The 26437-nt window shown below is 33.9% G+C and carries 32 protein-coding genes; 21 read left to right on the top strand and 11 right to left on the bottom strand.

Features of this window, described 5'->3' with window-relative positions:
- Positions 1 to 45 precede the first annotated feature (45 nt).
- Positions 46 to 612 (bottom strand): OsmC family protein, encoded by a 567-nt coding sequence (locus NPIRD3C_RS09060; protein WP_148703830.1) that lies wholly within the window; start codon positions 610 to 612, stop codon positions 46 to 48.
- 91 nt (positions 613 to 703) lie between these two features.
- Here NPIRD3C_RS09060 and NPIRD3C_RS09055 point away from each other — a divergent pair, with 91 nt between their 5' ends.
- Complete coding sequence (locus tag NPIRD3C_RS09055; protein WP_148703829.1) at positions 704 to 1363, top strand: hypothetical protein; 660 nt, start codon at positions 704 to 706, stop codon at positions 1361 to 1363.
- Here NPIRD3C_RS09055 and NPIRD3C_RS09050 read toward each other — a convergent pair.
- The 7 genes from NPIRD3C_RS09050 to NPIRD3C_RS09015 form a co-directional block, all read right to left on the bottom strand.
- Positions 1360 to 1740 carry a nuclear transport factor 2 family protein gene (locus NPIRD3C_RS09050; RefSeq protein ID WP_148703828.1) on the bottom strand — a complete coding sequence of 127 codons (381 nt, stop codon included), beginning with the start codon at positions 1738 to 1740 and terminating at the stop codon, positions 1360 to 1362. The genes NPIRD3C_RS09055 and NPIRD3C_RS09050 overlap by 4 nt on opposite strands.
- A gap of 322 nt (positions 1741 to 2062) precedes the next feature.
- Positions 2063 to 2611 (bottom strand): universal stress protein, encoded by a 549-nt coding sequence (locus tag NPIRD3C_RS09045; RefSeq protein WP_148703827.1) that lies wholly within the window; start codon positions 2609 to 2611, stop codon positions 2063 to 2065.
- A gap of 523 nt (positions 2612 to 3134) precedes the next feature.
- A complete protein-coding gene (locus NPIRD3C_RS09035) occupies positions 3135 to 3347 on the bottom strand; it encodes a hypothetical protein (protein ID WP_148703826.1) in 213 nt (70 codons plus the stop codon).
- Between the two features lie 71 nt (positions 3348 to 3418).
- Entirely contained in the window at positions 3419 to 4084 is a 666-nt protein-coding gene (locus tag NPIRD3C_RS09030) for a hypothetical protein (RefSeq protein WP_148703825.1), read from the bottom strand.
- 51 nt (positions 4085 to 4135) lie between these two features.
- Positions 4136 to 5308 (bottom strand): hypothetical protein, encoded by a 1173-nt coding sequence (locus NPIRD3C_RS09025; protein WP_148703824.1) that lies wholly within the window; start codon positions 5306 to 5308, stop codon positions 4136 to 4138.
- Positions 5309 to 5652: 344 nt separating this feature from the next.
- Positions 5653 to 6042, bottom strand: coding sequence for a hypothetical protein (locus tag NPIRD3C_RS09020; protein WP_148703823.1), 390 nt, complete (start codon positions 6040 to 6042; stop codon positions 5653 to 5655).
- Positions 6039 to 6911, bottom strand: a complete 873-nt coding sequence (locus NPIRD3C_RS09015) for a hypothetical protein (RefSeq protein WP_148703822.1) — start codon at positions 6909 to 6911, stop codon at positions 6039 to 6041. The genes NPIRD3C_RS09020 and NPIRD3C_RS09015 overlap by 4 nt, the downstream gene beginning before the upstream one ends.
- 438 nt (positions 6912 to 7349) lie before the next feature.
- Here NPIRD3C_RS09015 and NPIRD3C_RS09010 point away from each other — a divergent pair, with 438 nt between their 5' ends.
- The 11 genes from NPIRD3C_RS09010 to NPIRD3C_RS08960 all read left to right on the top strand — a co-directional run bounded on the left by NPIRD3C_RS09010 (position 7350) and on the right by NPIRD3C_RS08960 (position 14349).
- Entirely contained in the window at positions 7350 to 8009 is a 660-nt protein-coding gene (locus NPIRD3C_RS09010; protein ID WP_148703821.1) for a hypothetical protein, read from the top strand.
- Between the two features lie 63 nt (positions 8010 to 8072).
- Positions 8073 to 8519 (top strand): universal stress protein, encoded by a 447-nt coding sequence (locus NPIRD3C_RS09005; protein WP_148703820.1) that lies wholly within the window; start codon positions 8073 to 8075, stop codon positions 8517 to 8519.
- A gap of 3 nt (positions 8520 to 8522) precedes the next feature.
- Positions 8523 to 9089 (top strand): methane monooxygenase/ammonia monooxygenase subunit B, encoded by a 567-nt coding sequence (locus NPIRD3C_RS09000; protein WP_148703819.1) that lies wholly within the window; start codon positions 8523 to 8525, stop codon positions 9087 to 9089.
- Positions 9090 to 9190: 101 nt separating this feature from the next.
- Complete coding sequence (locus NPIRD3C_RS08995; protein ID WP_148703818.1) at positions 9191 to 9442, top strand: hypothetical protein; 252 nt, start codon at positions 9191 to 9193, stop codon at positions 9440 to 9442.
- A gap of 91 nt (positions 9443 to 9533) precedes the next feature.
- Positions 9534 to 10403 carry a hypothetical protein gene (locus NPIRD3C_RS08990; RefSeq protein WP_148703817.1) on the top strand — a complete coding sequence of 290 codons (870 nt, stop codon included), beginning with the start codon at positions 9534 to 9536 and terminating at the stop codon, positions 10401 to 10403.
- On the top strand, positions 10400 to 11239 hold the full coding sequence (locus NPIRD3C_RS10905) for a hypothetical protein (RefSeq protein WP_237087656.1): 840 nt from the start codon (positions 10400 to 10402) through the stop codon (positions 11237 to 11239). The genes NPIRD3C_RS08990 and NPIRD3C_RS10905 overlap by 4 nt, the downstream gene beginning before the upstream one ends.
- A complete protein-coding gene (locus NPIRD3C_RS08980; RefSeq protein ID WP_148703816.1) occupies positions 11236 to 11838 on the top strand; it encodes a hypothetical protein in 603 nt (200 codons plus the stop codon). Before NPIRD3C_RS10905 ends, NPIRD3C_RS08980 begins: the two co-directional genes overlap by 4 nt.
- Entirely contained in the window at positions 11828 to 12880 is a 1053-nt protein-coding gene (locus NPIRD3C_RS08975; RefSeq protein WP_148703815.1) for a hypothetical protein, read from the top strand. Before NPIRD3C_RS08980 ends, NPIRD3C_RS08975 begins: the two co-directional genes overlap by 11 nt.
- A complete protein-coding gene (locus NPIRD3C_RS08970) occupies positions 12877 to 13380 on the top strand; it encodes a hypothetical protein (protein ID WP_148703814.1) in 504 nt (167 codons plus the stop codon). Before NPIRD3C_RS08975 ends, NPIRD3C_RS08970 begins: the two co-directional genes overlap by 4 nt.
- Positions 13377 to 13622, top strand: coding sequence for a hypothetical protein (locus tag NPIRD3C_RS08965; RefSeq protein WP_148703813.1), 246 nt, complete (start codon positions 13377 to 13379; stop codon positions 13620 to 13622). Before NPIRD3C_RS08970 ends, NPIRD3C_RS08965 begins: the two co-directional genes overlap by 4 nt.
- Entirely contained in the window at positions 13615 to 14349 is a 735-nt protein-coding gene (locus tag NPIRD3C_RS08960) for a hypothetical protein (RefSeq protein ID WP_148703812.1), read from the top strand. Before NPIRD3C_RS08965 ends, NPIRD3C_RS08960 begins: the two co-directional genes overlap by 8 nt.
- 77 nt (positions 14350 to 14426) lie before the next feature.
- Here NPIRD3C_RS08960 and NPIRD3C_RS08955 read toward each other — a convergent pair whose 3' ends face one another.
- Complete coding sequence (locus NPIRD3C_RS08955; protein WP_148703811.1) at positions 14427 to 14639, bottom strand: hypothetical protein; 213 nt, start codon at positions 14637 to 14639, stop codon at positions 14427 to 14429.
- Positions 14640 to 15095: 456 nt separating this feature from the next.
- On the opposite strand from NPIRD3C_RS08955, the gene NPIRD3C_RS08950 reads away from it, so the two are divergent.
- Genes NPIRD3C_RS08950 through NPIRD3C_RS08930 form a run of 5 tightly spaced genes read left to right on the top strand, consistent with a single transcriptional unit; the run spans position 15096 to position 21947 of the window.
- Positions 15096 to 17576: a sialidase family protein gene (locus tag NPIRD3C_RS08950; protein WP_148703810.1), complete on the top strand. Its 2481-nt coding sequence runs from the start codon at positions 15096 to 15098 to the stop codon at positions 17574 to 17576.
- Between the two features lie 48 nt (positions 17577 to 17624).
- Positions 17625 to 18728: a hypothetical protein gene (locus NPIRD3C_RS08945; RefSeq protein ID WP_148703809.1), complete on the top strand. Its 1104-nt coding sequence runs from the start codon at positions 17625 to 17627 to the stop codon at positions 18726 to 18728.
- 5 nt (positions 18729 to 18733) lie between these two features.
- Positions 18734 to 19114: a hypothetical protein gene (locus NPIRD3C_RS08940; RefSeq protein ID WP_148703808.1), complete on the top strand. Its 381-nt coding sequence runs from the start codon at positions 18734 to 18736 to the stop codon at positions 19112 to 19114.
- Positions 19104 to 20825, top strand: coding sequence for a hypothetical protein (locus tag NPIRD3C_RS08935; RefSeq protein WP_148703807.1), 1722 nt, complete (start codon positions 19104 to 19106; stop codon positions 20823 to 20825). The genes NPIRD3C_RS08940 and NPIRD3C_RS08935 overlap by 11 nt, the downstream gene beginning before the upstream one ends.
- Positions 20826 to 20828: 3 nt before the next feature.
- Positions 20829 to 21947 (top strand): hypothetical protein, encoded by a 1119-nt coding sequence (locus tag NPIRD3C_RS08930; RefSeq protein WP_148703806.1) that lies wholly within the window; start codon positions 20829 to 20831, stop codon positions 21945 to 21947.
- Between the two features lie 387 nt (positions 21948 to 22334).
- Here NPIRD3C_RS08930 and NPIRD3C_RS08925 read toward each other — a convergent pair whose 3' ends face one another.
- Positions 22335 to 22631 carry a hypothetical protein gene (locus NPIRD3C_RS08925; protein ID WP_148703805.1) on the bottom strand — a complete coding sequence of 99 codons (297 nt, stop codon included), beginning with the start codon at positions 22629 to 22631 and terminating at the stop codon, positions 22335 to 22337.
- A 651-nt stretch (positions 22632 to 23282) separates the two neighbouring features.
- Here NPIRD3C_RS08925 and NPIRD3C_RS10515 point away from each other — a divergent pair.
- A complete protein-coding gene (locus tag NPIRD3C_RS10515; RefSeq protein ID WP_160272918.1) occupies positions 23283 to 23441 on the top strand; it encodes a hypothetical protein in 159 nt (52 codons plus the stop codon).
- A 790-nt stretch (positions 23442 to 24231) separates the two neighbouring features.
- Positions 24232 to 24660: a cupin domain-containing protein gene (locus tag NPIRD3C_RS08920; RefSeq protein WP_148703804.1), complete on the top strand. Its 429-nt coding sequence runs from the start codon at positions 24232 to 24234 to the stop codon at positions 24658 to 24660.
- A 37-nt stretch (positions 24661 to 24697) separates the two neighbouring features.
- Here NPIRD3C_RS08920 and NPIRD3C_RS08915 read toward each other — a convergent pair whose 3' ends face one another.
- The gene (locus NPIRD3C_RS08915; protein ID WP_148703803.1) at positions 24698 to 25087 is read right to left on the bottom strand and encodes a winged helix-turn-helix transcriptional regulator; all 390 of its coding nucleotides are present in this window, start codon (positions 25085 to 25087) and stop codon (positions 24698 to 24700) included.
- A gap of 241 nt (positions 25088 to 25328) precedes the next feature.
- Between NPIRD3C_RS08915 and NPIRD3C_RS08910 the strand changes: the two genes are divergently transcribed.
- The gene (locus NPIRD3C_RS08910; protein ID WP_148703802.1) at positions 25329 to 25646 is read left to right on the top strand and encodes a hypothetical protein; all 318 of its coding nucleotides are present in this window, start codon (positions 25329 to 25331) and stop codon (positions 25644 to 25646) included.
- A 202-nt stretch (positions 25647 to 25848) separates the two neighbouring features.
- Positions 25849 to 26301, top strand: coding sequence for a GNAT family N-acetyltransferase (locus tag NPIRD3C_RS08905; RefSeq protein WP_148703801.1), 453 nt, complete (start codon positions 25849 to 25851; stop codon positions 26299 to 26301).
- Positions 26302 to 26437: the final 136 nt, after the last annotated feature.

Here is a 26437-nt window from a genome sequence, read left to right as displayed (position 1 = left end):
TACTACGGGGCTTCCAATAGTTGAAAATAAAGAAAAAAGTTGGCATTACGCCAAGCTTACATTGATTGGAGTAGCATTTGTTATGGTATTTGCTACTGGGGAGTGTTTTTTTGCAATCTCCATGAGTTTATGTAATGTCTCGGGAGATGCATCTGAATCAATCTTGAACTTGATATCAATGCTCTTGTAACCTGCTTTGATGTTCTCATCAATGTTTAGCAGGCCTCTCAAGTCAATATCTCCTTCCAAAATAGACTCTACTTTGTTGATTTTGACATTCATCGCGGATGCATAATATACCAATGTGGTAGTGACACACCCTGCAAGCGCAGTTAATGCATATTCTACCGGATTTGCACCTTGGTCATGTCCAAGCAAAACGGTTGGCTCGTCTTTTGTAAAGACAAAAGGTTTGCTTCTAACATGTTTTACACTGCCACCGTAAAACTCGTTTACAGTTGTTTGGTTTTCACCTCCATTGACCCAGTTATTCTTTGCACAAAAATGGAATTGAGCCAAGTTAGGGTTTTGAGTTAATTCATCAATGATTTGTGTCAATTTTGGAACATCAACACCATTGACTAACTCTTTTTGAATTTGTTTGGTTTTCATACTAATGGTATCATGATATCATCATATTAGTATTACTTTTAATGCTATCATGATATCATAATTTATATAGTTACAGTCAGAAATGATATCATTGGGAAAAGATATTCTAATTCGAGGGTTTGATGATTCGGTTCATTCAGAACTAGGAAAAAAAGCAGAAACCATGGGTGTTTCAATTAACAGCATAGTCAAAGATGCAGTAGAACAATGGCTAGATAAAAAATCACCAACACCACATGTTCATGATTTGCTGATTTATTCAGATGAGAAATCAATGAATAATTTTCTAAAATCCTTGGATAGAATGACTAGCAGCACAGAATGGTTCAAATCATTTGCAGTGCCACCAAAACACCATACAGAAAAAGTCCTATCAAAACTTGATTGGTTTAATGGAACTGTAAAACCATACAAACCTCATGGAGTTGATGGTTCAAAATACTGTGGCAAAGTAATTCAAAATATTGCAAAATCATCAGAGAAAAAACCATTGTGTTGTGTAGATTTCATAATTACAGATATTGCAAACAATTCATTTTCTCATGCAATGGAGCTTGAAAGAACATATGATGACGCACGACTGCCAGGATTGATGTTTTGTCCATATAAAGCAGAAGATTTTATGAAATCAGATCTTACAGATATGATAGAGTTGTTTTTGATGCATGATAGAATCTTTGTTTTGAAAAATGATGGAATCTACAAACTTCACATTACAAAAGAAAGTATTCATAAAATTTTCTTAAATTAATTCAAAGATTCTTGAATAATTTTAGTATCTGTAAATTGTCTAAATTGAATTATTTTGCCATATTGAACTAGATAGACATGTGAAAACTGCACATCAAATTGCTTATCCGATTTTGAGATACCTTGATATCTGCCTATTACCATCACATGATCTTTGAAATCAAGAAATTGTTCAGGAATTGCATGAAATTCTTTAAAATTTGAAAGCATCTTTGGAAAATATTCCTCAAAAATTTCTTTGATTCCATGAAATGTGCCGCCATTGGGCATTTTATCCATGGTTATCCATTCTATTTCATCATGACAAAAATCAAGATATTTTTTGTCTTTATTTTTGAATAACTCGTAGAATTCTTGAATTAGTGGTACATTTGACATTTACAGATAATCTTTTTTTGCGTTGAATAATTCTTGCTTTGAGAAAATTTTCACCATAATTTTAGAAAAGATCAAATGAGATGGCTTGCCTATGCCCCAAAATTGTAATGCTCTCACCGGGTTTTGTCAAATCGGTTAAACACTCCCTACTTTTGTTTATAAGGAAAATTAGAATTGTATAATTTTTCTAAAATATTTGAACAATCAATCTATGAAAAAGGTATTTGGTCTGTGAACCAAACTTTGTCCCTCAAAAAGGTTCAAGTCTCTATAGATTTGAATCTAAAAATCTAATGGAATGTATTTTTCCTGCTTTAACCATTCAACTTGGGGTTACAACTGGGATTTTTGTGTTATTCATCACATAGTTTGAAACACTTCCAAATGCAATTTCTTTCAAAACTCCCTTGCCTGAAGAACCCATAACAATTAGATCAAAATCATGTTTTTTTGCAAATTTTACAATTTCTACAGGCTCATCTCCTCTTACAATTTTGTATTTTGGTAGTGTATTTTTTTTCTGACAATATGCTTTTGCTTTTTCAATGTTTTTTGCTCCCTCATGTGTCATTTCTTTTAACATTTTTTGAAATGACATTGTAGTCATATACGCTACAGGAATTACATTCAGAAGAGTTATTGATGCACCTAAATGTTTTCCAAAATATATTGCAGCATCTAATGCTTTGATAGATTTTTTTGTTTCATCTATAGGTACAAGGATTTTGCTTATGCCTTTTTTGATTGTATTTTTTTCTCTTTTTTTACAAATTTTACACAATGGAAAAATTATTTTTGCATCAACATCTATTTCACCAATAAATTTCCCACAAATAGAACATTTGATTTGTCTCTTATCGTAAATATTCATCTATGTATCATTAGATTGATAAACTAGATTAACATCAATCATAAAAAGAGCTTAGATTAATAATTACAGCTTAAGAATATCTACTTTGAACATCATATGCTAAAAAAACTATACAAAAAACTGATAATACATGATCTGAAAATTCTTGGAAATATACTATCCAACATATGTATTAGTAATTGGATTAACCGGATTTATTCAAAAGTATTTTTAAACATAAAACCATAACAATTTGTATTCAAACTGAATAATTATGTGAAGGTTAATTTAATTTATCGTTTATAGAGTCTGTTATTTTTTTTGATTTTTTCCAATAGTACTCAAAATAATCAATACACCAATCCAGAAACATTGGACTTTCCCCATAAAACATGTGTCGCAGATCAGGATCGCCATCAGCGGTAGGAAAAATAATTCCAGATTCTTTTTAGTTATAAAAAAATTGTTTTTAAAAACTATCTTTAAAAGATATTGCTGATACTTGATATTAAGAATACAAATACTATAGCATAACCAAAAAGAATTATTTTTTTGTTATTGTTTCTCTAACTTTGTTACTAATCATGGACATTGCAATTTTTGCACCATGTGGTTGCCCTTTAGCAATAGATTTGGTAATGTTTTGCAAATAATTCAAATGTATTTCAGGAGGTATTGGTGGTTCATATGGATCTACATACACATCAACAATTACAGGACCTGGGAATTTTAAAGCTTGAGAAATTGTTTTTTCCATTTCACTATGTTTTTTTATTGTAAATCCCTTTCCACTTCACAACTCTGCGAGTTTTCCTTGTAGATTTTGGATTATATGTGACAAGCAAGGATAATTTCAATTAATTTTGCATCCTGAGCATAAGGAAATTGCACATTCATAGATTTTGAAGATGTGTCCAATATTTTTACTAAAGCTTCTTGTCCATCAACTAAGAAAAAATAAAAATGAGAATTAAGAGTTTTATTAAATTCAAAACAATAATTTTCAGGAAATATATCAGATTCAAGGGAAGGGATTACAATGTTTATTTCTCCATTATCATATGGCGTAATTGTAATTTCTAATTTGTAACCTTTGTTATTATATTGCTCCGTATTATCAAATTTAACAGAATTTACAACATTTTCACTTGTTTGATAAGAAATGGAATGATAAGAATTGTCATAAAAAATAGATTTAATGATTATTGGTGAATCTGATTTTGTATATAATACTACATCCCACTTTAATTTACTAGCAGTTTCAGGATAAACACAAGCCCAATTAGAATTAGGTCTCAAAACTAATGTGTGCAAAGGGTTTGGACATTCAAAAGCATCTCCAATTTTTCTTTCTTGAAGTAATTCTTTTAATGAATGAGAATGACCATCGTATTTTTTGATTTGAGCATTTGCCTCTAAGCTTAAATTGAATTGGATTAACGCTCCCATTAATATAACTAATGAAAAAATTATAACAAGTTTTATTTTTTTCATAATACTATATCCAGATTTTATTATTTATTATTTTAAAAAAAAAGAAAAAGGTTACCATGTTAAACCTAATTGATCTTTAATATGATCATAAGGTTCATAGAATGTATAACCGCCGGTTGTTCCTTTTGCAATTCCATAAATGTCTGCATTTCCATTAACGAGTGGTTTGAATACTGCTGAACCGCTATCGCCAGGAGAGGCAGTTCCTGCAAATTTTCCACTATGGTCATTTTCATAATCTACGGCTCCATAAAAGCCAACACCGCCAACTCCATCAATTGCAACTATAGTTCCTGCAGGAGTTGCTGCAATGTTTCTAGTCTCAACTGGATAGATTGTTCCAAAATCAGGTGCCCAAATTTCATCATTCATGTAATGACCTCCTGTAAATTGTATGAATGCACAATCACAGGTTCCACTTGGTGCAACTTTAGCTTGACCAATAACTCCTCCAGTACTTAATGGTTGAACTACTTGCTCAGTACCATTAGGAACTTCGTGCTCAGTAATCACAAATCCGCTTCCAAATGTTGGATGTAATGCTTTGAATCCCAAAGTATTACCTACACCTGTTGAACTTTGGTGAGATACTGAAATGCCACCTTTTCCCGGATTATGACATGCAGAATTTTCATCTGTACAAGAAGTTGAGTGTGTTAAAGTCAGTTTTTCGAAAATGATTTCAACATTTATTTTGGTTGTTTTCTTCAATTCATTTGCAAGTGCATTTCTGTCTCCATTAAAACTACTATCTTCAAAAATACTTGGATCTACAAACACCAACATTTTTCTATATTTAGTACTTGGAGAAATATCATAAATTCCGTATTCGTCTAGGAAATTATTTGTTAACTTTTCCAAATCATTGTCATAGATTGCTTGTGTTTTTTCATCTAAGATGTAAGACTCAATGCTTAATTGTTGAATTCTGTCGAGTTCTTTCCACAAATCAACATTTGCTTCTTCTTTATCTTTAATTCGTTTTTCAATTGTTTCAACATCCAAACTTGATAGGTTGGAATTATCTTTCAATTGTTTTTTGTCGTTACCAATTGATTTTACATTTTCACGAATTTTTTTATCGACTTCAGCATATTGAGATACATAGTCTGTGAAATCAGGTGCTTTCTCTGCTTGTGCAAAATTCATTCCTGAAAAAGGAAGAATCATTGCAGCAATCAAAGATGCAAACAACATTGTTTTCATTGTTTTTTTGTTATTCATGTTATTATCATTCTCATAAAATATGAGATTATTAAATATTGATTCAATTTGTATTGAAGTAATACTCTTATAGTATGAATATCGTAAAAATCAATATTTTCAAAAATATCGACAAACATCACATATACATTATCCAAAATAATTTTTGAAAAGAATTGTAAAAAATGCTAAATGCAAGTTGATTCTTCTTTTGTACATCCTGGCTTTCAGATCAGACGGGTAGAGAGTCGGGATTCACTCCAAGAACTATGTTTTTGAAGTTATTCCCGTCTGATCAAATTTTGAAGGAAATTATAATACAGGTGCAAATCTTAACAGGTTTGAACTGTTGAATTTATCTATGTCTATATGAAAAAGAGCATCATCCATACTAATACCATCAAAATGGATGTCTCTGCAATGTATTTTCGATTAAATTTTTCAGACAACCCCCTATAGAAAAAACATGTAGAAACAAAGGCAAACGGAGTAGATAAAAACCTCAATGTTTGAAAAAATGTCTTACTCAAATTATCCATGTCTATCTCACAGCAGACATCAGAAATCAAGACAACTGAAGATCCAAAAAACATCAGGGATGATACTGCAATTCCTGCCAATCCTGCAATTATGAATCGCCTGTCAGTATTCGTCTTCTTTAGTTTGTACAGAAACACACCTGCCAAAACAGATGGGATGACTGTGTAGATTGCAAGAAGAAATATCTGGCTGTTTGTGTGGTATTCGTCTATCATCGTGTAATGATGACCTCCGTTATCAACAATGGGAAGGGAATACTCCAGTAACGCTGGTTACCATCATAGTCAAAGGTAATTTCTGGTTTTAAAAATCCGGCATTCTCGGATATTTTATCTAGGAATTCTTGCTTGAATTCAGAACTTGCCCCTCTTAACGACTTGTGAAAATCAATGGATATTGATTCGCTGTGAGAACCTCCACAACTCCTTCCAGTAGAGTATGGGTATTTTGTATGGTCAATTTCAAAAAGTTGGCATGCAATGTTATGTCTGATTGATTTTGGCATGTTTTCAACAGGCTCATCAATTACAAGTACCCGAAATGATGTTGCTCTGGTATCATATTCGCTTATTGGATCTAATTGATATGTATACACTCCAACGTTGGTGAAATTACCAATCCAGAAGCCATCTGGTTCAACTGTTCCAAACAGCTGGGTATTCCCAAAACTCCTTGACAAAATATTATAGCTCAAATTTGATTCGTTGAAAACAGACACAGTTGAATTGTGCACAAGATCAATCATCACTGTTCTTGGTTCGGGTTGAAGGTGGATGAGCGTATCATCGTATTTCAAGACAATGCTGTTTGGAAACTCTTTTGGGATGTCTCCAGATATGCTAAAAACCTCGTCATCAACGTTTGGGTTTTCCACCAAATGTTGATTCATGTGATAAATCAAGTAATCATAATAAATCTCAGCGCCTGCAAGTCGGATAAAATCTGTTGGTGAACCGCCAAATCTAAAACAACTGTCATCAAAAACTTGAATGGAATCACAGTGAGCAACAGTGACAAAAGGTACAACAAATCCAAATACTGCAATTATTCCAATAAGACCAACCGCAATTTTATGATATTTCACACATTAGTCGATTTGTATGGGATTCATAAAGTGTTCTAATCTTTTATGACAAACCACCATAGATTTTAACTCTGATTCTCATTTCTTAAAGAGCTTGATGCGATCTATGTACACTTACTAGATCGTCATGACGAATATATCCACAAAACTCACAGATTTCTAATCCAATTTCTTCCATGTTAACTAAATGGCAAACAAAAAAGAATTGGCCAACAGGAACATATGAAATCCAATTATGACACTGATGAAAAAGTAACATCGTCTACATTTATCTTGCACAACTAACTAGAGATTCATTTAGTATTACAGAAATAACAAAAACAGAAAAAAATTTACAAAATCCATTTAAACCCTCAACAATCCACTGACCAAATCTATTTGGATTTGAACAAAATATTAGAAGCACTTTTCAATGACTGGGGTTGATTTTCATACATTATGAAGTATCTTGTAGTTTTTTTTGTTTTAGTTGGATTTGTTGGAACTGTTTTTGCCGTACCTGAGTTAGATCATGAGAGATCTTATGAGCGAGCAGACTATGTTTTCTATGGAGAGGTTTTATCTGCAAAAGTGCTATCTGAATCCATTCAGACTCATGACAAAAACCATTACAGCGAGACGCCTGGCAAGGTAGTATATTCCCTAAAGGTTCACGATTTTATAAAAAACTCCTTTGAGAATAAGGTCATCTCTGCACATGGTGAATATCTTGAAAAGCCTCATGGGATGTCTTACACTCCAAATTTGTACAAAATTGGTGACAAGCTTGTATTTTATGTACACATTTCTGATGACTTAGAGTCTTCCTATAGCTATCTAATTGACTATGCTGCATCTCACTATATCCCAACTGAATGCAAATATTACTTGCCTGCAAACCATGCTGATTTGATATATGATGTACATAGTTGCAGTTGGAAAAGATTCATTCCTGAGAATAACGATGATGCGTCAATGTGCGGTACTGGAACAGAACTAGTTGACGGTGTTTGCCAAATTATAGGAATGGAAAAAACAGATGTAGTGGGAGATGATGCCTCATTTTTTGGAATTTTTGTATACATTGACAATTTGATTTCATGGATATTTGGAAAGTAAAATGAAAACTCAATTTTTTTATAATTATTCCAATTGTTGCAGGAATTTTTCTGGAGTGGTGATATGAAAATATACCCAAAACACATAATGGTTCCATTTCGTCCTTCTGACGTGTTTTTTAGGGCATTTGATGAGGCAGTAACCATCGCAAAACAAAACAACGCAAGGATAACTGTAGTCAAGGTGATTGACTATCGTGCAGGACTTGGAATTGACATGATGATGGCAGCTGACATATTATCTAGGGAATGTGATTTGCATAAATTTGATGGAATATTAACAGGGTTGCAAAAACAGGCAATTCTAAGCGATGTAAACTTGGATGTAAAAATAATGGATCTGCATCTGTCACCTGCAAAGGCCTTTGTAGATTTTGCATACCAAAATGACGTTGACATGATGGTCATGGGATGCATCAAGAAGAAGGGGTTAACAAAACATTTCCGCTCAGATATTTCAGATGAGATAATGGACTTGAGTCCTCCATGCAATGTAGTATTGGTGGAATAATACATGAAGTTTGTATCATTACAAATCATTATACTTTCTTTTGGTATTTTTTTCCTGTTATCTAGCGTGTTTGTTGTAATTCCAAGTGCAGATGCACATGACATTATGTATCCTGCTACTAGTTTTGTTAGAATTGAAGATGAAACATTTGATAAACATCGCATGCAGACTGGTGAAACTTTGACTGTTACAGGTATCATAAAAAGTAATGTGGATAAGGATCTCAAAGGATGGATTTCTATTTTCTCTGAATCCCATGGCAATTCCAGCAGATGGGAAATAATGGCAAGAGATCCTCCCAAAACAGTTTTTGACGTTGCCGGCAACTCTTTTGTGAAATACTCTATAACTGTAAAAGCACTTGAACCTGGAACGTATCACATACATTCCCAGTTTAACATATCCCAGATAGGGCCACATTATGGTTTGGGTCAAACGGTAGTCGTTGAAGGAGATCCAATTGTCAAACCGATTGTATTTACAAATATTGCATATGAGTTAATTCCGCTTGGCATTGGGTGTATTATTGCACTTGGTATTGTCTATTATTTTTGGAAAAAAAGAAAGTAATGCCTTGATTTTTAGAGAGGCATTCTTGACTTTATTTATGAAAACTTTGGAGTTAACAAAATATTAGAAGACCTTATGAATAACCAGATTATTTTTTACTCATGAAAGACAACGAATCTGCAAACTTGTCTGAAAAACCTCGCAGTCATCTTGGAAAGATAGGTGTGGTGATAATGACAATTGGATTGATTGTTTTGTATTATGATGGAATAAGTCTATCCCAAACAGTTCCGTTTGGATATCAGTACTATGAACATCCACAAATCCATATACCAATAATATTCATGATTGTTACATTTGTAGGTGTAGGGATATTTGTATATAATTTTAGCAAAGGAAGACAGGTTCTTTGATGCCGTAATGTCTAATATGGAAAACTAAGCGAAAATCTAAACACAAAACATCAGAAGCACTTTTCAATGACACAATAATGTTTCATTAGATATGAAATATTTTACAATTTTTCTAATTGTTGTTTTTATGATAGCTTCATATCTTGTTTCAGATGCCGATGCCAGATGTTTAATGGGTTATCCATGTGGCTCTCCCATAGCCTCGCCAATCTCAGCTGAGATGGCATTTAGATCAGACATTATCGTATTGGGAATCCCAATACAGAAACACAGCAGTACAGATGCCATGATTGGATATGACAAAAACAACCCTTCAAACCCATGTGGACTTGGATTACAGTACGCGCAACCAAACCAAGGAATCGTAGATTTTCTAAACAACAGTACTGCCAAAACTCCATTTCTTTATGAGTTTGAAGTAGAAAAAATCTACAAAAACCACGATGCAGGTGACATCATACGAATAATCGGTATGGAAATAATCTCTGACAGGCATTATGCAGAACCAATGTCATATGGATACAAGTTTACGCCAGAAATAGGAGAAAAACTGCTTCTTTATCTGAAACATTATGACGAGTTTTCTTTTGGAACAAATTGCAAAGTATCTGATGTGTACTTGGTCGAAAAAATTCAAGGCTCTATTTGGGAGTGGAATCTGGAAGATTATGTCCCCGATATTTATCCTGGAGACGTAAAGATACCGCCATTAAAAGAACAAAGAGCATTCCAGTATTTTGAAATGGATAAAGAAATTTCTCCTGCAGTGTATGACCTGATTGCATGTCCGTTAGGAATGGAGCCAATGTATCGCTTGTATGTTGGCTCTCCTTTTTGCGTTACTTCTGACACTGCAGACAAAATTGAACAAAAGGGATGGGCAAAGCGTTTTTCATACTTTTGGACATTTGATGGATTGCAATACAAACATACTGAAAATTATGAGATTTGGAGAAAATGAAAACTAGACTTTTGATAATTATTGCAGTGTTTCTTGTACTGATTCCTTGGATTAGGGGACTGGATTTTGGTATAAATAACGAAGTGATGATGGATGGTTTGACAGTTAGCAGTGTTGTGGTTATGACATTGACTGTTGTTTTTTCCCTCACATCTTGGATTTTGTTCTCATGGGCATCAAAAAATATCCGAGTTGCAGGGATCCCTTTGAGTATCATTACGGCAACATCTTTGATACTTCCGTTTAGTCAAACTCTGGGTCCAATGTCTGCAATTACTGTTGGTGTGGTTGCAGGATTTGCATCTTTTATGATTCAAAAAAAGATGATCTTTCAAACCTCTAACAAGTCTTTGATAATATCTGTAATTACTATGATTTTGGCATATTCTGCTTTGTTGATAATTCTTGCAATTTTGACTGGTACATTAGCAAGTCCACATGTATGGGATACTGGAGACGGTATTGGTGCATGGACTGGCACTGCAGAAGGAATGGAAGAAACAACATTTGGTAGTACTGTTAATGTACACATTGAATTTGTTTTCTTTTTAGTGATAATTCCTTCTTTGATAATAACAATACTGATAATTCAAGGCAAAATCATGAAAAGCAAATTTTTGATAATTTCTGGCATAGCGTTAATGGTTCAAGGACTGTTTGTGACTTTGTATTTGTCATTATTTTTACTTCCTCCTGTAGATCCACCTGTCATGCGACCAATTGAAGGCATTAATTTTGTTTTTGTCATGTATCGTCATGCATTTTTGTTTGGTGGAATCATGGGCTTTTTCATTACCCTTGTTGGAGTTGTTACATTTTGGAGAAATAGAAAATGAATACTAGATACAAAATCACAATAATTATTTTATTAATTATTGGAATTCCTGTCTCATCAATTATAACAATTGACTATGTGTATGCAAATACCGACACTCCTCAGTTTGCAGTAATATCAAAAGTCTTTTGCCCTTATTTTCCAATTCCTGATGATTTTGTTGCAAATCAAATATTCTTTGCTGTGTATTACACAGATCCAATAAAACAACTAGATATGATTCATTACAATTTTTACTCAGTATGTTACAAAGAGACAGAGGATCCTCCAATTGATTTAGATCCTGAATATGACCCATCAAACTCTAAAGGATGTCCACAATTTTGTCCTAAAGAACCAACACTGTTATCTGAATTACAGTTTGAAGAAATTAAATTCAATATAGAAAAAACTCAATATGATATTTGTGATGTTCGACTACAAGACAACAAAATAATTCTTGATTTGCACAAGTTCTTTGAAGGTTCTGACCCTGAAAAAAAGATAATTTCACAGATTCCCTCATCTGTCAACTACGAGATTGTGTATCATGAAGGGTATTCTGATTATTTTATCGGTACTGAGACAGCACATGGTTGTGAGGGATTAAATGAAAACTAGAATATTGATAATTGCACTTTTTGTAATTACAGTATTTTTACAGCCATCATGGGATGAGCAAGTATTTGCACTTTGTGCTGCAGAAGTTAATTATGATTCAGTAGAATCTGACTCTGAATTGGTATTTACTGGGACTGTCACACGTCTTGATAACTATGACGGACCGCAAAAAGTTACGTTCTTGATTCATGATGTGGTTAAAGGAGATGTCAATACACCAAAACATGTTTTTGAAAATACTGGAATGGTGTTTCTTGAAAACGACGCAATTATGAGTTTGTCAACAGACGTGGATTACAAAATTGGAAAAACCTACAAGGTATACGTAATAAACGGACAGACAAGCCAATGCACCACAAATATTACTACACCTCCTGATGGTTACATTTGGGAACCTGGACCTGAGGACGGAAATTATTATTCAGAAGAATATGAGAAACCTTTACGACAATACCAAGATGCAAACGAGAGAGAATCTTACAGAGATGTACTTGGTGATGGTTCGATTGTAATCCCTGCACAACCATCAAACCTAACTGATACAGAACTAGATGTTGCCATGGATGGCTTGTATAGTCATGGATTAGATCATACTGAGTTACCAATTGCATCAATTGCAATAGATTACAAAAGAGACATTCTTGTTTTATGGACACCTGATTTGACCATTGGAAACAAAGTCCAAGAACTGATAGGTGATGTACCCTTTGTTTTGTTGTATGAGGAATCTCCTGCAAGATGGGAGCACGATGGTCCTTCACCTGAACCGATTCCTGAACCAGAACAAGATAGAACTGTCTATGAAGAATGTGGCCCTAGAACTGTACTGCAAGACGGAATTTGTCTAGTAATCTCTGAAAACGAATATGGTGATACTGGTGTAAAATGGGGAGAGCCATTTTATGAAAATTTACCTCCTCCAAATTTGGAGCCTATACGTGATTATGATTATGGACTAGTCTATGTGGTAGTTTTACTCACTATCGCAATCGTTGGCAGTATGGTTGGTAGCATATTTGTGATTAGGAGAAAGAGAAAATGAAGACTAGAGTATCGATATTTACAATACTGATGATTCTCATTTTGCCATTATTTTTACAGAATTCTTATGCTTGTAGTTGTTCTGCTCCTACAGATTTTCTTGCAGCATTACAAGAGTCTGAATATGCGTTTATTGGAACTGTTACTGATATTGACAATAGTGGCGGTCCACAAAAAGTCACTTTTTATGTTACTCAAATATTCAAGGGAGATATCAAGGATAACATATTTGTCTTAGAAAATCTAGGACTAAGTTTTTCAGATGAGTATACCACAAGTAAGCATAGTTCATGTGATGTTGGATATCAAATTGGTATTACATACACTGTATTTGTCCATGATAATGTTCATTATAACAACGGGATGTGTGATACTAAACCAATTGGATTTTTGGGATTGGGATTACTAAATCCATTTGATTATAATCTGTTTTATTATGTTGTCTTAGGAATGATTGTTGGTTCTATTATTGTAATAATTAGATGGAAAAAAAGAAAATGAAAACTAAAACTTTTCTGAAAATTGGCATAGTTTGCATTCCTATATTGCCCACATTCATACCGGAAAGCTTTGTAAATCTTCTAAACTATTACTCCTTTTCAATCCATGATACTTTTGGTGGAAATACACTTACTTATGATTTCATGTCTGTTTTGTTTGTATTGATTTTTCATTGGATTCCGTTATTGCTTATAGCACTAGGAGTTTATTTGGCAATCAGGTTGTGGAGAAAATATGTCTGAAAAAATGAAAACTAGATTTTTGATAATTATTGGAATGATTGGATTTGTGGGTGTTGCATTTGCAGAACATGATCCAAACCAACTTCTTGAGCATTCAATCATATTGCCTCCAGACATGAAAGAAAAAACATTTGAAGAGTTTATGGATTGGTGTGAACCATATTATGGAGAATTATGTGTTAAACTTGAAAAAAATCGAATTCCAACCATCTTATCTCCTTTAAAACAACATGAAATGGGAGTAAGATTCCAAGATATACAGTGCAGAGATGGCCTTGAGCTGGTTGGAAAGATGCCTCATGCATATCCAAAATGTATCAAACCGGAATCTGTTGAAAAACTGGTAATGCGTGGCTGGGCTACCACTGACAAAACAGTTGAGCTTGCAAACCCTATAGCGTATTCTGTTACAAAAAACAACACTGATTTTGAAGTTTTGTATTCCCTCAAGGGCGCAACACTAGAAAGTATTGTACATGATGCTGATGCCAACTCTGTTCATGTTTCATTAAGTGAATCTGTAGGCGGATATCTGGTAATATCAATTCCACGTGATCTGATAGATGCAAAAATCGGAAACAGTGAAGTTGATGATGTGTATTTTCTATTAATTGATGGACTAGAGCATATGTATGGTGAGAAAAAAACAGATGACTCAAGAATAATTACAGTGTGGTTTTCAAAAAATACTCAAGACATTGAGATAATTAGAACATTTTGGATTTAATTAGAAAATGCAAATATTTCTGAATTTCGTTTTGTCTTCATTACAGTATATGTGGTATAATCAGTTATAGCATTTTGTTACCGGTCAAATGGGGAATCTTCTCCCATCTCCTTCATCAGTTCAGCATAACATTCTTCATGAAACCAAGACTCTTCCTTCTTTTTGTTGATGTGTTTTATGTACAATGAAAACAATTCATCAGGTCTAATTGTTTTTCCACAGAACTTGCAATCTTTTGGGGTTGCCACTATGTTTAGAATTCTTGTTGTAGATTGTAACTGTTTTGGCAAATACACAATTATAGAATATGATAAACTGTGAAATTCATTTAATAAATCTAGCAGATGTAGTGTTCATAAAGTATTCTAATGATAAGGCCATACAGATTCCAATGGTTCAAATCTTGACAGATTTGCACATATTTTATTAAAAATAATGAACAGGGTGTTAAACTAAAACTGTAAATCCCTTTAAAAGGAATTAAACAAGATAATCAAAATCGAAACTTAAGACCAACAATGATTAGTTGTCTGGTGACAGTTTCTGCATTGTGTTTGTCAATTTGGTATTTAGGGAATACTGAGAATTTGTATGAACGATTCGTTCGTGTTGCTTTTATTGTAATTGGAATATTCAAATCACAATAGATATGTTTGAGGCTAATTCCCAGACCGTTTACCTCACATCATCTATTCCCAAAAGATTAGAACACTTTATGAGCTTCCTATCATTCTGTCTGTAATATCATGAAAATATTTTTCGTTCTATTTCTAATTGGCATGATTGGTATTACAAGTCACTATGATCAAGGTCACTTTGTATTTGGGTCCCATGAAGACAAACAAGAAACCCATTATTCAAACCCATTGATTTCAATTCAAAATAACAAAGCCAACATAATCTGGGAATCATATAATCAAGATAGTGATTCAACAATTATCTTTACGCAATTAGTTGATGGCAAAACAATATTGGAACCTAAGATTATTACGACTGGATCATTTATTGGCAACTCCCAGATCCTCTCACAAGAGCAAAACATCTTTGTTTTTTACGAACTATTTACACGAAATGGAGATGTTGTACCTCAATTTTATGTGTTGACTAGTAATGATGATGGCAAAACATTCTCAAAACCAAAATTAATTCTAACTACGGATGATGTGTATTATGATATAAGTAACGTTGAATTTCTAAATGAAAAATTATATGTTTTTGGCACGATGTGGACTAGGGGGGAAAATACCAGTTATGCGTTTTATTCAGTTAGCGATGATTTTGGAAATTCTTTCTCAGAGCCATCCAAAATTCTAAATCAAGGCAAAGTGCGCCAAGACATTGTAACTTTTGCCAGTGATGGTGTGATCTATCTTCTTATGGATGATGAAAAAGATTATGACAAAAAAGGTCACTTGTATCTCGTCAAGATTCTACCTGACGGCACTGTCACTGATAAAATAAGCGTAAATAATGCAGAGACGTCAGTCACCAATCAAAAGATTGCAGTTTCTGGAGACGATGTCTATGTAACTTGGCTAGACAGACCAAATGATACTAGGTGGTACTCTAGCTTTGCAGCAAGCCATGACGGAGGCAAAACATTTGAGAAATCAAAATACCTACCATCTGATCCAGACTCTATTGACACCTATCATCCTGAGAGATTAGGAATTTTTGTAATTGATGGAACACTGAATGTATTGTGGGAGTCTGACTATTGGGATGGTGAAAATCAAACAATCCTGACTTTTGTTGGCACAAGCATCAACAAAGGTAAAGATTTCAAAATGGAGGAAATTCCCGCTAGCAGTTTTGTAAGACAATACGGCAGAGTGATAACGCTAGTTGATGATGGAAAGCAATATTATTTTGCACCTGGAGTGAAAAATTATCCATATGAAAACTATGCATTGTACTTTAACATAAAAGACAATAACGGAAATTATTCAGAAATAACTGACATCTTACAAGACTATCCTATGAGGCCAAGCAATACAATCATGGATGTAGACAATGGGTTTGTGCACATTGTTATTGATGCAGATTATACATCTAATTGCATTTTGTACCATTACAGCTCAGATGATGGAAAAAAATTTAGTGATTTGATTGATTTGGCAAAAATTGAAACTGACAAAGAATGTCTTGGTAAAATACCTACCATAGAACCTCCACTAAAACAACTTGTAAGCGGAGTCTCAAAAAATAACATAGAATGCACGATAAATATTGAGAACAGACATGTATTGATGCTAAAAAAATCTGACGGCAAACCTGTATGCATTTTGTCTGAACATATCTTACCATTGCAAAAACGAGGTTATCTTGATGAGAATTCTTTTACAACATTTGCAATTATGACTAGCAAGCATTTTGTAGAATCATCATCACAAAGTAATATACAAAACCTTGATCTAAAATATTACGGACAGCGAGATACGCTTCCCCCACATGTTGGTGTTTTAGGAACATTTGAATCTGACAAGCAATTATATCCTGATGCACAAATATCTGAAAATGGAATTTACAAATACACAATCACTTTGTCAGTGCAAAACATCAACACCATTCACAGAGCTATACTTGATAACAAATGGGATATCCTTGAAGACAAGTTTGTAGATTCAGAAATCCAAAGTGCCATTGAAAATGACGCTGTGGAATATCCTACAATTCTAACAATAGAAAACCCAATTAACAAACGTAATCTGTTGCCTGTTACAATAACTGATGTGGACACCAACGTTAACGGCGAAGCTGTATGGGATCGTTTCTCCATAGCAAACAGAAACGGTGATACCCGAGGAGTCATTTGGGATAACCTCCCTAGAGGCTCTGGTGAATGGATTTTTGTAGATGAGAACGGTAATGATGCATGGGATGATTCAGTCATTGACAGGGATAATTATGGAGTCATTGCAATTGGAATTACATATATTGCAATTTGCGATGATAGGCGAATTGACATAACAAATGGCATATCTCCAACAATTCCCATACTGCCTGAAATTGACACAGTATACATGACCGAAAAAGATTTTGGCATTCTTCCAGACGCTCAGGGAAATTATCATGTGGAATTTTTATCGTTATTCCCAACTCTAGTCCATCTTCCAGAGATTGCTATTGATAGTAACATTGAAACTAGTCTGTGTATACTAGAGCAACCAAAAGACAAGGCAGACTATGCGTACTTTACTGAGATAGATTTTAGATTGTCTAATTGATGTGAACATGATTGGGATATCTTGCTTGATAAATGGAAATTATAGAAAATGAAAACTAGGTTTTTGATAATCACTGTAATCTTGATAATAACAATCCCGTTTGTCACATACTCTGTACTGGATTGGTATAATGTCTATTATGGCTTTTCTACAGATACCTCGTCTGACATTAACACATCTCCAAAACCAGGTAGCAAATACTACATAGAGCCTGAAAGAAAAGCAGTGCTAGTTGCAGCAGAGCAAGATCTTAGAAACAAAGTCAGCCAATTGCATCAAAAAAGCCCTTTGACTGCTTATGCGGTAAACCTTGATCATGCAACAAAGAAAATCATCGTGATTGTTGAAACTGAGCAGTTCAATTCAGAAATTGAGAAAATTATATCTCAATACCCTGATGACATACCAATCGTTTTTTACAATAGTAAAATTGAGCTTCAAGACGAGTCTGAATCAGAAGAAAAATTGACATATGGAGTTACACAAGAATTTGAAGGAGTAATAATAGATCAACGACTCGAAAAAGAATCACATGAATACCGATTTTTTACAAATGAAATATCAAAAATCAGCACTGGCTCATCAGGGATACAACTGGAGGGAATTGATCATGGAGACAACCTTGATGGAAAATACGTCAAACTGTTTGGAAGCATATCAAAAAAAGGAGAGGAAATAATCACTGTAGATGAGATTTATGTATTGTATTCTATAATTCCAACTGGACTTCGAGGAGATGGGGTATTACAAGCATCCATTGATGAGATACATGCGAATCCAGATCAGTACTACAACCAAGTGATTGCCATTAAAGGTGAATTGCGTGAACATGATGCTGATGTAATGGTACGTACTGGGGTTGGTTGTGATAATGCAAAGTTTACAACAAGTGATGATTTTGTTGCAGAATTTATCAGCAGTCAGCAATTGTATGATGATAAAGGTGACAAACATTTGGGAGTGAGAATTGGAAGTGCAGATAACATTGGCATTTCTAAATCAGAAAGACTTCCAATTGAGTTAAAAAACAACCAAGTGGAAATAACTGGACTATTTGTTCCTACAATAAGAGACATGAATTGGTGTGATGCAGTTATTTACAATTCAGGGTATATCTTAACGGATTTTGAAAAAATTAAGGTCGTTGAATAGAGAAAATGAAAACTAGATACAAAATTCTAATCATCACAATTCCAATTGCATTGATTGTCTCATCTGCATACATCAACGCTTTTTTTAATTCTGTGATTGACTATGACACGTCAGATGACATTCCATATGATCTTGACATGGTGTTTCATGAGGAAGAGTATGCTGTTGAATATTTTGTAGTGAATGGACATACTGACTATGTTGAAATTGCCATTCCCACAGATCTGATTGATGGTGTATTTATGATTCACATTAATGGAGATAATGTAGATGATGAGCGGATATCAATTGATGGGAATAAAGTAATTGTAAACTATGGTCAAACTATTGCATCTGTAAAATTGTTTGGATCTCATGAACTTGGAGGATTAGAAAATGAAAACTAGGCTTTTTACAATACTTGCGATTGGGGTACTGGGATTTTCTGGAACTGCATTTGCGTTAGAGCCTTCCTATACGAATTATTACTCCAATCCAGAATTCAGTATATATTCACTGGTTGTAGGAGACTATGTGCATGATATTCCATACTCAATTTCAGATGGAACAATTGAGAAAATCAAAATTAATTGTAATTCCTCTGAACTTGTTTTGACTGTACAGACTACTGGTGACTCTGGCATTCTAACCATAGGTCTCTCAAGATACCTGATTGATTCCAAATTTACAACTGGTAATGATGATGTCTTTTTTGTACTGGAAAATTCAGAGGAAGCACATTTTACTGAATTAACTGATGCAGGATTAAGAATTCTTACAATTCCTTTCTCTAAAAACGCATCAACAATTACAATTATTGGCGCAAACTATCCTGAATCCACACAACAAAACACGTGCAATGGTTCAGATAACCGCCCTTTCTCCTATCCACTTTTGTCCCCTCTGAAACAATTCAAGTCAGGAATCCCAATTAACGAAATACAATGCAAAGAATCTTTAATCCTTGTTACGAAATACGACGGTTTCCCTGCTTGCGTAAAATCTGATACTGTTTCATCTTTGTCTCAACGCCAATGGGGAATGCCTCATGAATTCCTTGTCAAACTAGTTGAGAATTCAGATGCGATAATTACTGGGATGGTTGTCGGTGAAGATAATCGACTCAATGGTGAGCGACATGTTTGGCTGGGTTCCTATGAATGGCTAAAGCAAGGAAAATATGATGACCAGCAATTGTTTCTAGAACAAACAGCAACTCATAGTGGAAACGGATTCAACATTCCTTTTGAACGTGGAGAGGAGGTATTGTTGTTTCTCAAAAATGTAGATGTAAAACGTGGTGCTTATGATCTTGTTGATTCTGATATGGCTCCTGCCCAAAAACATTCTGTAAAACTAAGAGATGCAGTTGCCACTTTCTTTGATCATGAGTTTTTCTATCAAAACGTCAATAACTATGATGCAAATGAAGACTATTGCTCTGAAAAATTCCTAGATGATGATTCATATTACTACTGTACCACAAAGTCCGAGTCACATGTTCTCGTTGAGAAACTAACCGAAAAGATAAAGGAAAAAATCCTGGAAAAAATTTCCCCTGAATACTTTGAAAAACATTTTGACCTAACGATTGTTTCAGATGAACCTGATGTCGTAGTAGAACCTAAACCAAATTCCGGACCTTACACCACACCTGCAAAAGCCTCTGGCCAAAACATTGAATTTGTTTTTACAATTGATGGTCTGGATTTTAATTATTTCATGAGAACTACTTTTGATAAAGAACAAAATCAAATGTATTTACATTATCATCCTCCAAGAGAAATCAAGTCCATAGTAAGCACTGAAGACGAAATTGACAAATTAATTTATTCGTGTCTTGAAAAGGAAATGTCCAAGTTTCCCTACAAGCCTTTTCACGTTGCATATCATGCAGAAGATGGTTTAAGCCCGGTTGTGGAAGGGCATGGCCCTCCTACAGTCTATGATAGGTGGGGCGATGCACCAGTTCAGGACAGGGAGAAAATTTTCCGGGTTTGGCTTGCAACAGGTAAGGTGGATTGCACTGATGTTCATCAAGAATTTATTCCAGAAAATAAAAAGCGACCTGAAAAAATACTGCTATTTGATTCTACACAATTAGAGAAACTAGATTAGAAAATGAAAACTAGAATTTTGATAATTGTTGCATTTGTTGGACTTTTGTCGTTGTTTGCATTTATTCCACACAGTGATGCTTCACGTATGATAGTGTCTTTAGAAGAGATGGCTCAAAGATCTGACGCAATTATAATTGGCACCATACAAAACACTTGGATTGATGTGAGACCATTTGATCAACACCCAATTGTAGACACCGCAAAAATCAAAGTGGATGACTGGCTCAAAAACAACAAGAATTCAGACACATTGGAAATCCGATATTATGGATATTGGGCAAAGACAATCGATGACTTGAGAGGAGTTTCAATATCTGGCACACCCGTTTTTCATTATGAATCAGGGCAAAAAGTCCTGGTAATTTTGGATCATGAAGATGAAACTGCTGTTATGGGAGGAGGATATTATCCGTTTTTTGAAGGTTCGTTTGTCATAAATGATAATGTGGCAACCTCACAAACTGGAGAACAAACAACATTGAACCAATTGAATTCCCCCATAAATCATGTTCTCAATAATGATGATGAACAACTGGATTGCTTCTTAACAGAATACTGGGATGGGACAAAATGTGTGCCCGTTGATTTTGATGTGAATGTGGAATCGTGGACTACCGAGTATGGTAAATCCGAAAAACTTTGGCAACCATCAACTAGGAACTCCCTAGTGTATTACTCTGACAATTTTTACTGCATTCCTTCTGATGATGGAGTGTTGACTCAATGTTCCTCTCTTGAAGAAATAGTATTTGGAAATGCACGCAAAGATTGGACGGTATATCCTGGAGGATCAGGCTATGTGCCTCCTGAAAATTCTAAACTTACACGAATATACAAGGAAGTTGATGTTGGTGTACCTCCACTTAATTTTACTGCAATGCTTGATGACAAAATTTTTGTAGAAAAGTGTGAGTCAAATGGAGGAATGTGGAATTATACTCGTCATGATTGTGAAGGTTTGTGGGAAGTCTGTCGTGATATTGGAGGGATAACAATTCAAGAAGATATCACACCACCGTGTATTGATACTGGAATCATTGATGATGATCCTCTTACAGTTAAAGTGTGTCGTGGTGCTGGAATTATACGAGCAAGTTGTGTGTTTGAATATGAAAACTAGACTCTGAGACGACATCGAACTGTTGGTGTGATGACCCATTTCAAATTCTCTCATGGGTATTTTCTAATTGGTTTAATTCTCTAAAATATTGGAGTGTTAGATTAATTCCATAAATCTCACTCAAAGATTAACTTGGTCAATACTTGCAAAACGATAATTGGTCTGTGAACCGATGTTTTACCCACTAAATGTTCAGGCCTCTGTGGAAATGAATTTGTGACATCTGCTACATTCGTATAGATCTTGATATCCTACCAGTTTGACTTTGGCATCATGAGGACATGTATCTTGTGTTATCGTTTTGTATGTCAAAATTAGTCATGGTTTCCAATGGCAATCACAATTACATCCTTTTTGATAACGCATTCTTTTAGTTCACATTCTAAGTTAAAACACATCATCATCATTCAAATTATCAATAACTCTTTGAAGATCTTGTTTCTCATATCTAAGACTCTTAATGGATTCACTGTCATGAAGAGTCAATGAGAATTTTTGTAACATGGATTTGTGTTCTTCTGTAATTTCAGATGTTAGAATAGCATCATCCAAAATTTTTGATTGTTGTAAAAGTTTTCTTGTATCTATTTTTTTGTCATTGTTATTTGCCAAAGAAATTTGATTCGTCAGTTCCTTTTTAATCTCACTCAAAATATCAATTAGGGAATCAGATGTAAGTGACATACGTTATGTTATGTTGCTCTAGTTAATTAAGATGTAAAAAATGTAAATTCGTTACATAGTATTACTAAAAACCAAAGAAAGCAGTAACATCTAGTTTGTATATCAGATAGTAATTTGATTACAGTGTCAATTAACTTGTAAAATTATGATCATCCCTAGAAAAGGGGGAAATGTATCTATTTGTCAGATTTGGAAGAGTCATCTTTTTTTGGCTCTTCTTTTTTGTCATCGTTACCGACAACAACTGTTGGGTTATTTTCTTGATTTGTCATATCTATATAGATAGATTTACTCCATATATACCTGTGTATTTATCTTTATAGATAAAAAAAATTTCTATAGAAATCTAGGCATAAAAATTATCAAATACGCCAGTATATACCATAGTGAATTTAATAATAGTATGTTTAAAAAAATACTTGAAAAACTAAGATTTGGTTCTTGTAAAACCACAACAGTAGCAGACGTAAATATCTCCAAAGAATTTGAGAAAAAGAAATCAGAGGATACAGAAAAATAAATGAAATATCAATGCCCTGAATGTGATTTTCATTGGATTGGAACTTCGTATACATTTAACGAAGTGCATGAACATGAAAAAAATCACCCAACAAATAATGTATCTAAGACAATCCGAAAACATATTTCCTGATGTCCATTACTCCTAAAGGAACAAACATTCCTGGCCTTTACCGAAAATGTGAACAAGCCGAATGTCTCAGGTTGATTCCATGTCCACATGTGCGTTGTCAAGATCATAGAACTGACATGGCCCTAAAAGATTGGGTAGTGCCATATTTGGAGCAATAAAAATATGTGGTGTTAGTTGATTACGCACTCACATTTTGCTTGTTTGGCAAACCTAGGATACTTGAGTTTGTGACATTTTTCACAGTAGAGTTGGCTTGACATATTCTAAAAATTCCCATTACTTGCATCTGTCTACTTGTTTTTCATTAGATAACATACTGATAACATTTACATCGTTTACTGATTCTTGTTTTATTTTCAGTCTTGCAAATAGATTCTTTAACATGATTCCTAGGGTTGCTTCTTGCTTATAAACAATGAAATTCAAAAATGTATTAATTTTTACGTAGCTGAGTAGTTAATTCAGTCCTTCCTTTACAGATGTGCAAACTCACACCACTACGTTACTGAAACTACGTCATTATTGCTTAAAGAGTTTCATTTTGATGAGGTTAAGTAGAATGAATTGCCAATAAGAACATGAATACTGTTCCATCTCAATGGCAAAAAAGATGTATTGATTGTAAAAGAATGCGTTGTCAAAGTGGATGTAACTGTGATTGTCATTGGGAACCGTAAGGAAATCCTTGAATAAATTATCCTATTATAATAGACAAAGTCCATTCGTATGAAAAAAGATACAAAATCAAAATTAGAATTTTCGTTGAATAACTAGAACTCGTGGGTGGCCAATACTCGCTAAAACAATATTTGGCGTGCAAACCAATTAACATTCTCGTGGGGAATTGTTTGTTTGATTAAAGTCTCTATCATTTACTAGGAAACCTAAAAAATTCACTTCTTTTGGTTTAGCATATCATCTTAAATTTGACAATAATGCCACCCATACATGAAAAACCAGCCTTTTGATTTTCATGGTTCGCAATTTACAATCAAAGTTCTTACATCTGAATCAAATGATCGTTATACGGTTTTAGATGTGAAACACGCACCAAATATGGGGCCTGCAGAACATAAACATCCGAAAGGTCCTGAGACATTTTGCATCATAGAAGGAGAGTATGAATTCTTCCTAAATGGTGAATCAATTATAGCAAAATCAGGAGATGTGATATGCGTTCCAACTAATGCGCCACATAGATTTGAAACAGGGCCTAATGGTGGACATGTAATGGTTACTAGTCCTCCAAATCTTGAATTTTATTTTTGGGAAGTAAGTAACATGCTTTCAAAAGGCAATGTTTCTTTTGAACAAGAGTCGGAAATTGGAAAAAAATATGGTCAGATGTTCTTAGATGGCTCAAAACATTGGAATTAATTAATTGCATCAATTATTCTCTCAGGAGTAAATGAATTTAATTTAATTTTGGAGATGATATGTTGAAAACCTGTTTTACAGTTCTTGCCTTGCCATCTTTGAAAACTTGTTTAGGATAATGTTTCATTGAAAATGCGGCCATTTGTAATAATATTCCCTGTAAATCTTTACCTTTGTTTGTAAGGTGATATTCAACTCTAATTGGAGTCTCATCATATACTTCTCTTGAAATTAATCCTGCCTTTTCCATCTCCTTTAATCTTGCAGATAGTGTTTTAGGATTAATCTCTTCAATATGATCCAAAAATTGATTGAATCTTGTATGTTCTTTCATAGCCATATTTCTAATAATATGCATGGTGAATTTTTTTCCAATAATTTTAAAAGTATTGTCAATTGGGCAACACTTGAATGAATTTAAACTCATATTTGATTTTAACAAATTTTCTATATAATACTTACTTTTCTATAGTTACTAATAAAGAGTAACTAACCTGATGTATATCTAGTATCTAGTCTTTCACTAGCTGCTATAAATAAAGAATTGTAATTAACTTACTTTAGGTAAGTAACAATGAGAATCACAAACCATACTAACAATAGTCGCTCCCCTACAATTCTATGTGATTCTTGTTGTCTTACTTTTGATGTAACAGGAGGTGAAGTAAATGGAATGTAATGGACCACAATGCTCTGTTTCGCAAGTAGAATCACACAACTCCTGTGATTGCCCATCTTGTACAGGACAAAATCCAGTTGATTTTATTGAATTGACTTGGCACAAAGCAGCAATGAATGCCATCTTGGAGGCTAAAAAAGACAGAATCAAATCAAGAATTGAAAAACAGATGGGTGATGCACTAGATCAAGGTGCTGATGCTGTAGTTGAACATATTCACAAGAAAATATCTGCAGCAATAACTACGGCAGGTAGTGAACAAGAGCTCAAAAACAAACTATTCTCAATCTTAAAGGAGGCTTGCTAGCCCTTCTTTTCTTTTTATTTTAGACTATGAGAGTAAAAGATTCCAACATTAATTCTCTGAAGGGGAATTGTCTGATTGGGTAAAATCTCTTTGAAACCAATACTCGTAAAGTGAAGATTGGTCTGTGAGCCAAACTTTGTCTCCATAAACGGTTCAAGACTCTATGGGCTCAATTCTTATGATATAATGATCTTGTCTAATCATGGACAATGTGACAATCAGAGATGCATCTGATAAAGACATTCCAATAATTCTTGGGTTGTTATATGATTTAGGACGTCCAAAACCACAAAAAGACTCTGATATAGATTCATTTAGAAAATTAGTAAAAAAATACATCATAGATTCAGACAAACAAATCCGTGTTACAATTCTTGATGATACAAAAATAGTTGGTATGGTAAGTTTGATGTTTTTATCAAGACTAAATCGTGATACCTTGGAGATGTATATTCCAGAGTTGGTGGTTATTGAAAAATATCGTAATCAGGGAATCGGTAAAAAACTAATCAACTCTTGTATTGACTTTGCAAAAGAAAAAAAATGTCATAGAATTAGACTAGAATCTGGAAATCAACGAACAGAATCTCATCAATTTTACAAACATTTGGGTTTTGAACAATCTGCATTTTCGTTTACATTGAATCTAGATTAAATCTGATAACGGTTCAAGCTTCTTACAAATTGAACCTATGATGAAATTATTGTTTAAATCAAATAAAGTACTAATTATTTTGTGAAACCTCAATCTTGTCGAAATTGTGGAAAAGAATTATTCCAAAACCAAAGGA

The sequence above is a fragment of the Nitrosopumilus piranensis genome, assembly GCF_000875775.1.
Lineage (GTDB): Archaea > Thermoproteota > Nitrososphaeria > Nitrososphaerales > Nitrosopumilaceae > Nitrosopumilus > Nitrosopumilus piranensis.
Note: the sequence above shows the minus strand (reverse complement) of the source record. Positions and strands in the feature narration are given on the sequence as shown.

Coding starts and splice junctions, on each gene's coding strand:
- NPIRD3C_RS08920 (WP_148703804.1), top strand. CDS start 24,232: ATGAAAAACCAGCCTTTTGATTTTCATGGTTCGCAATTTACAATCAAA.
- NPIRD3C_RS08965 (WP_148703813.1), top strand. CDS start 13,377: ATGAAAACTAAAACTTTTCTGAAAATTGGCATAGTTTGCATTCCTATA.
- NPIRD3C_RS09010 (WP_148703821.1), top strand. CDS start 7,350: ATGAAGTATCTTGTAGTTTTTTTTGTTTTAGTTGGATTTGTTGGAACT.
- NPIRD3C_RS08945 (WP_148703809.1), top strand. CDS start 17,625: ATGAAAACTAGGTTTTTGATAATCACTGTAATCTTGATAATAACAATC.
- NPIRD3C_RS08970 (WP_148703814.1), top strand. CDS start 12,877: ATGAAGACTAGAGTATCGATATTTACAATACTGATGATTCTCATTTTG.
- NPIRD3C_RS09050 (WP_148703828.1), bottom strand. CDS start 1,740: ATGTCAAATGTACCACTAATTCAAGAATTCTACGAGTTATTCAAAAAT.
- NPIRD3C_RS08995 (WP_148703818.1), top strand. CDS start 9,191: ATGAAAGACAACGAATCTGCAAACTTGTCTGAAAAACCTCGCAGTCAT.
- NPIRD3C_RS09020 (WP_148703823.1), bottom strand. CDS start 6,042: ATGATAGACGAATACCACACAAACAGCCAGATATTTCTTCTTGCAATC.
- NPIRD3C_RS08940 (WP_148703808.1), top strand. CDS start 18,734: ATGAAAACTAGATACAAAATTCTAATCATCACAATTCCAATTGCATTG.
- NPIRD3C_RS08975 (WP_148703815.1), top strand. CDS start 11,828: ATGAAAACTAGAATATTGATAATTGCACTTTTTGTAATTACAGTATTT.
- NPIRD3C_RS08910 (WP_148703802.1), top strand. CDS start 25,329: ATGGAATGTAATGGACCACAATGCTCTGTTTCGCAAGTAGAATCACAC.
- NPIRD3C_RS08915 (WP_148703803.1), bottom strand. CDS start 25,087: ATGAGTTTAAATTCATTCAAGTGTTGCCCAATTGACAATACTTTTAAA.
- NPIRD3C_RS09060 (WP_148703830.1), bottom strand. CDS start 612: ATGAAAACCAAACAAATTCAAAAAGAGTTAGTCAATGGTGTTGATGTT.
- NPIRD3C_RS09005 (WP_148703820.1), top strand. CDS start 8,073: ATGAAAATATACCCAAAACACATAATGGTTCCATTTCGTCCTTCTGAC.
- NPIRD3C_RS09025 (WP_148703824.1), bottom strand. CDS start 5,308: ATGAATAACAAAAAAACAATGAAAACAATGTTGTTTGCATCTTTGATT.
- NPIRD3C_RS08960 (WP_148703812.1), top strand. CDS start 13,615: ATGTCTGAAAAAATGAAAACTAGATTTTTGATAATTATTGGAATGATT.
- NPIRD3C_RS08930 (WP_148703806.1), top strand. CDS start 20,829: ATGAAAACTAGAATTTTGATAATTGTTGCATTTGTTGGACTTTTGTCG.
- NPIRD3C_RS08925 (WP_148703805.1), bottom strand. CDS start 22,631: ATGTCACTTACATCTGATTCCCTAATTGATATTTTGAGTGAGATTAAA.
- NPIRD3C_RS10515 (WP_160272918.1), top strand. CDS start 23,283: ATGTCCATTACTCCTAAAGGAACAAACATTCCTGGCCTTTACCGAAAA.
- NPIRD3C_RS08935 (WP_148703807.1), top strand. CDS start 19,104: ATGAAAACTAGGCTTTTTACAATACTTGCGATTGGGGTACTGGGATTT.
- NPIRD3C_RS08950 (WP_148703810.1), top strand. CDS start 15,096: ATGAAAATATTTTTCGTTCTATTTCTAATTGGCATGATTGGTATTACA.
- NPIRD3C_RS08905 (WP_148703801.1), top strand. CDS start 25,849: ATGGACAATGTGACAATCAGAGATGCATCTGATAAAGACATTCCAATA.
- NPIRD3C_RS09000 (WP_148703819.1), top strand. CDS start 8,523: ATGAAGTTTGTATCATTACAAATCATTATACTTTCTTTTGGTATTTTT.
- NPIRD3C_RS09045 (WP_148703827.1), bottom strand. CDS start 2,611: ATGAATATTTACGATAAGAGACAAATCAAATGTTCTATTTGTGGGAAA.
- NPIRD3C_RS08990 (WP_148703817.1), top strand. CDS start 9,534: ATGAAATATTTTACAATTTTTCTAATTGTTGTTTTTATGATAGCTTCA.
- NPIRD3C_RS08980 (WP_148703816.1), top strand. CDS start 11,236: ATGAATACTAGATACAAAATCACAATAATTATTTTATTAATTATTGGA.
- NPIRD3C_RS10905 (WP_237087656.1), top strand. CDS start 10,400: ATGAAAACTAGACTTTTGATAATTATTGCAGTGTTTCTTGTACTGATT.
- NPIRD3C_RS09035 (WP_148703826.1), bottom strand. CDS start 3,347: ATGGAAAAAACAATTTCTCAAGCTTTAAAATTCCCAGGTCCTGTAATT.
- NPIRD3C_RS09030 (WP_148703825.1), bottom strand. CDS start 4,084: ATGAAAAAAATAAAACTTGTTATAATTTTTTCATTAGTTATATTAATG.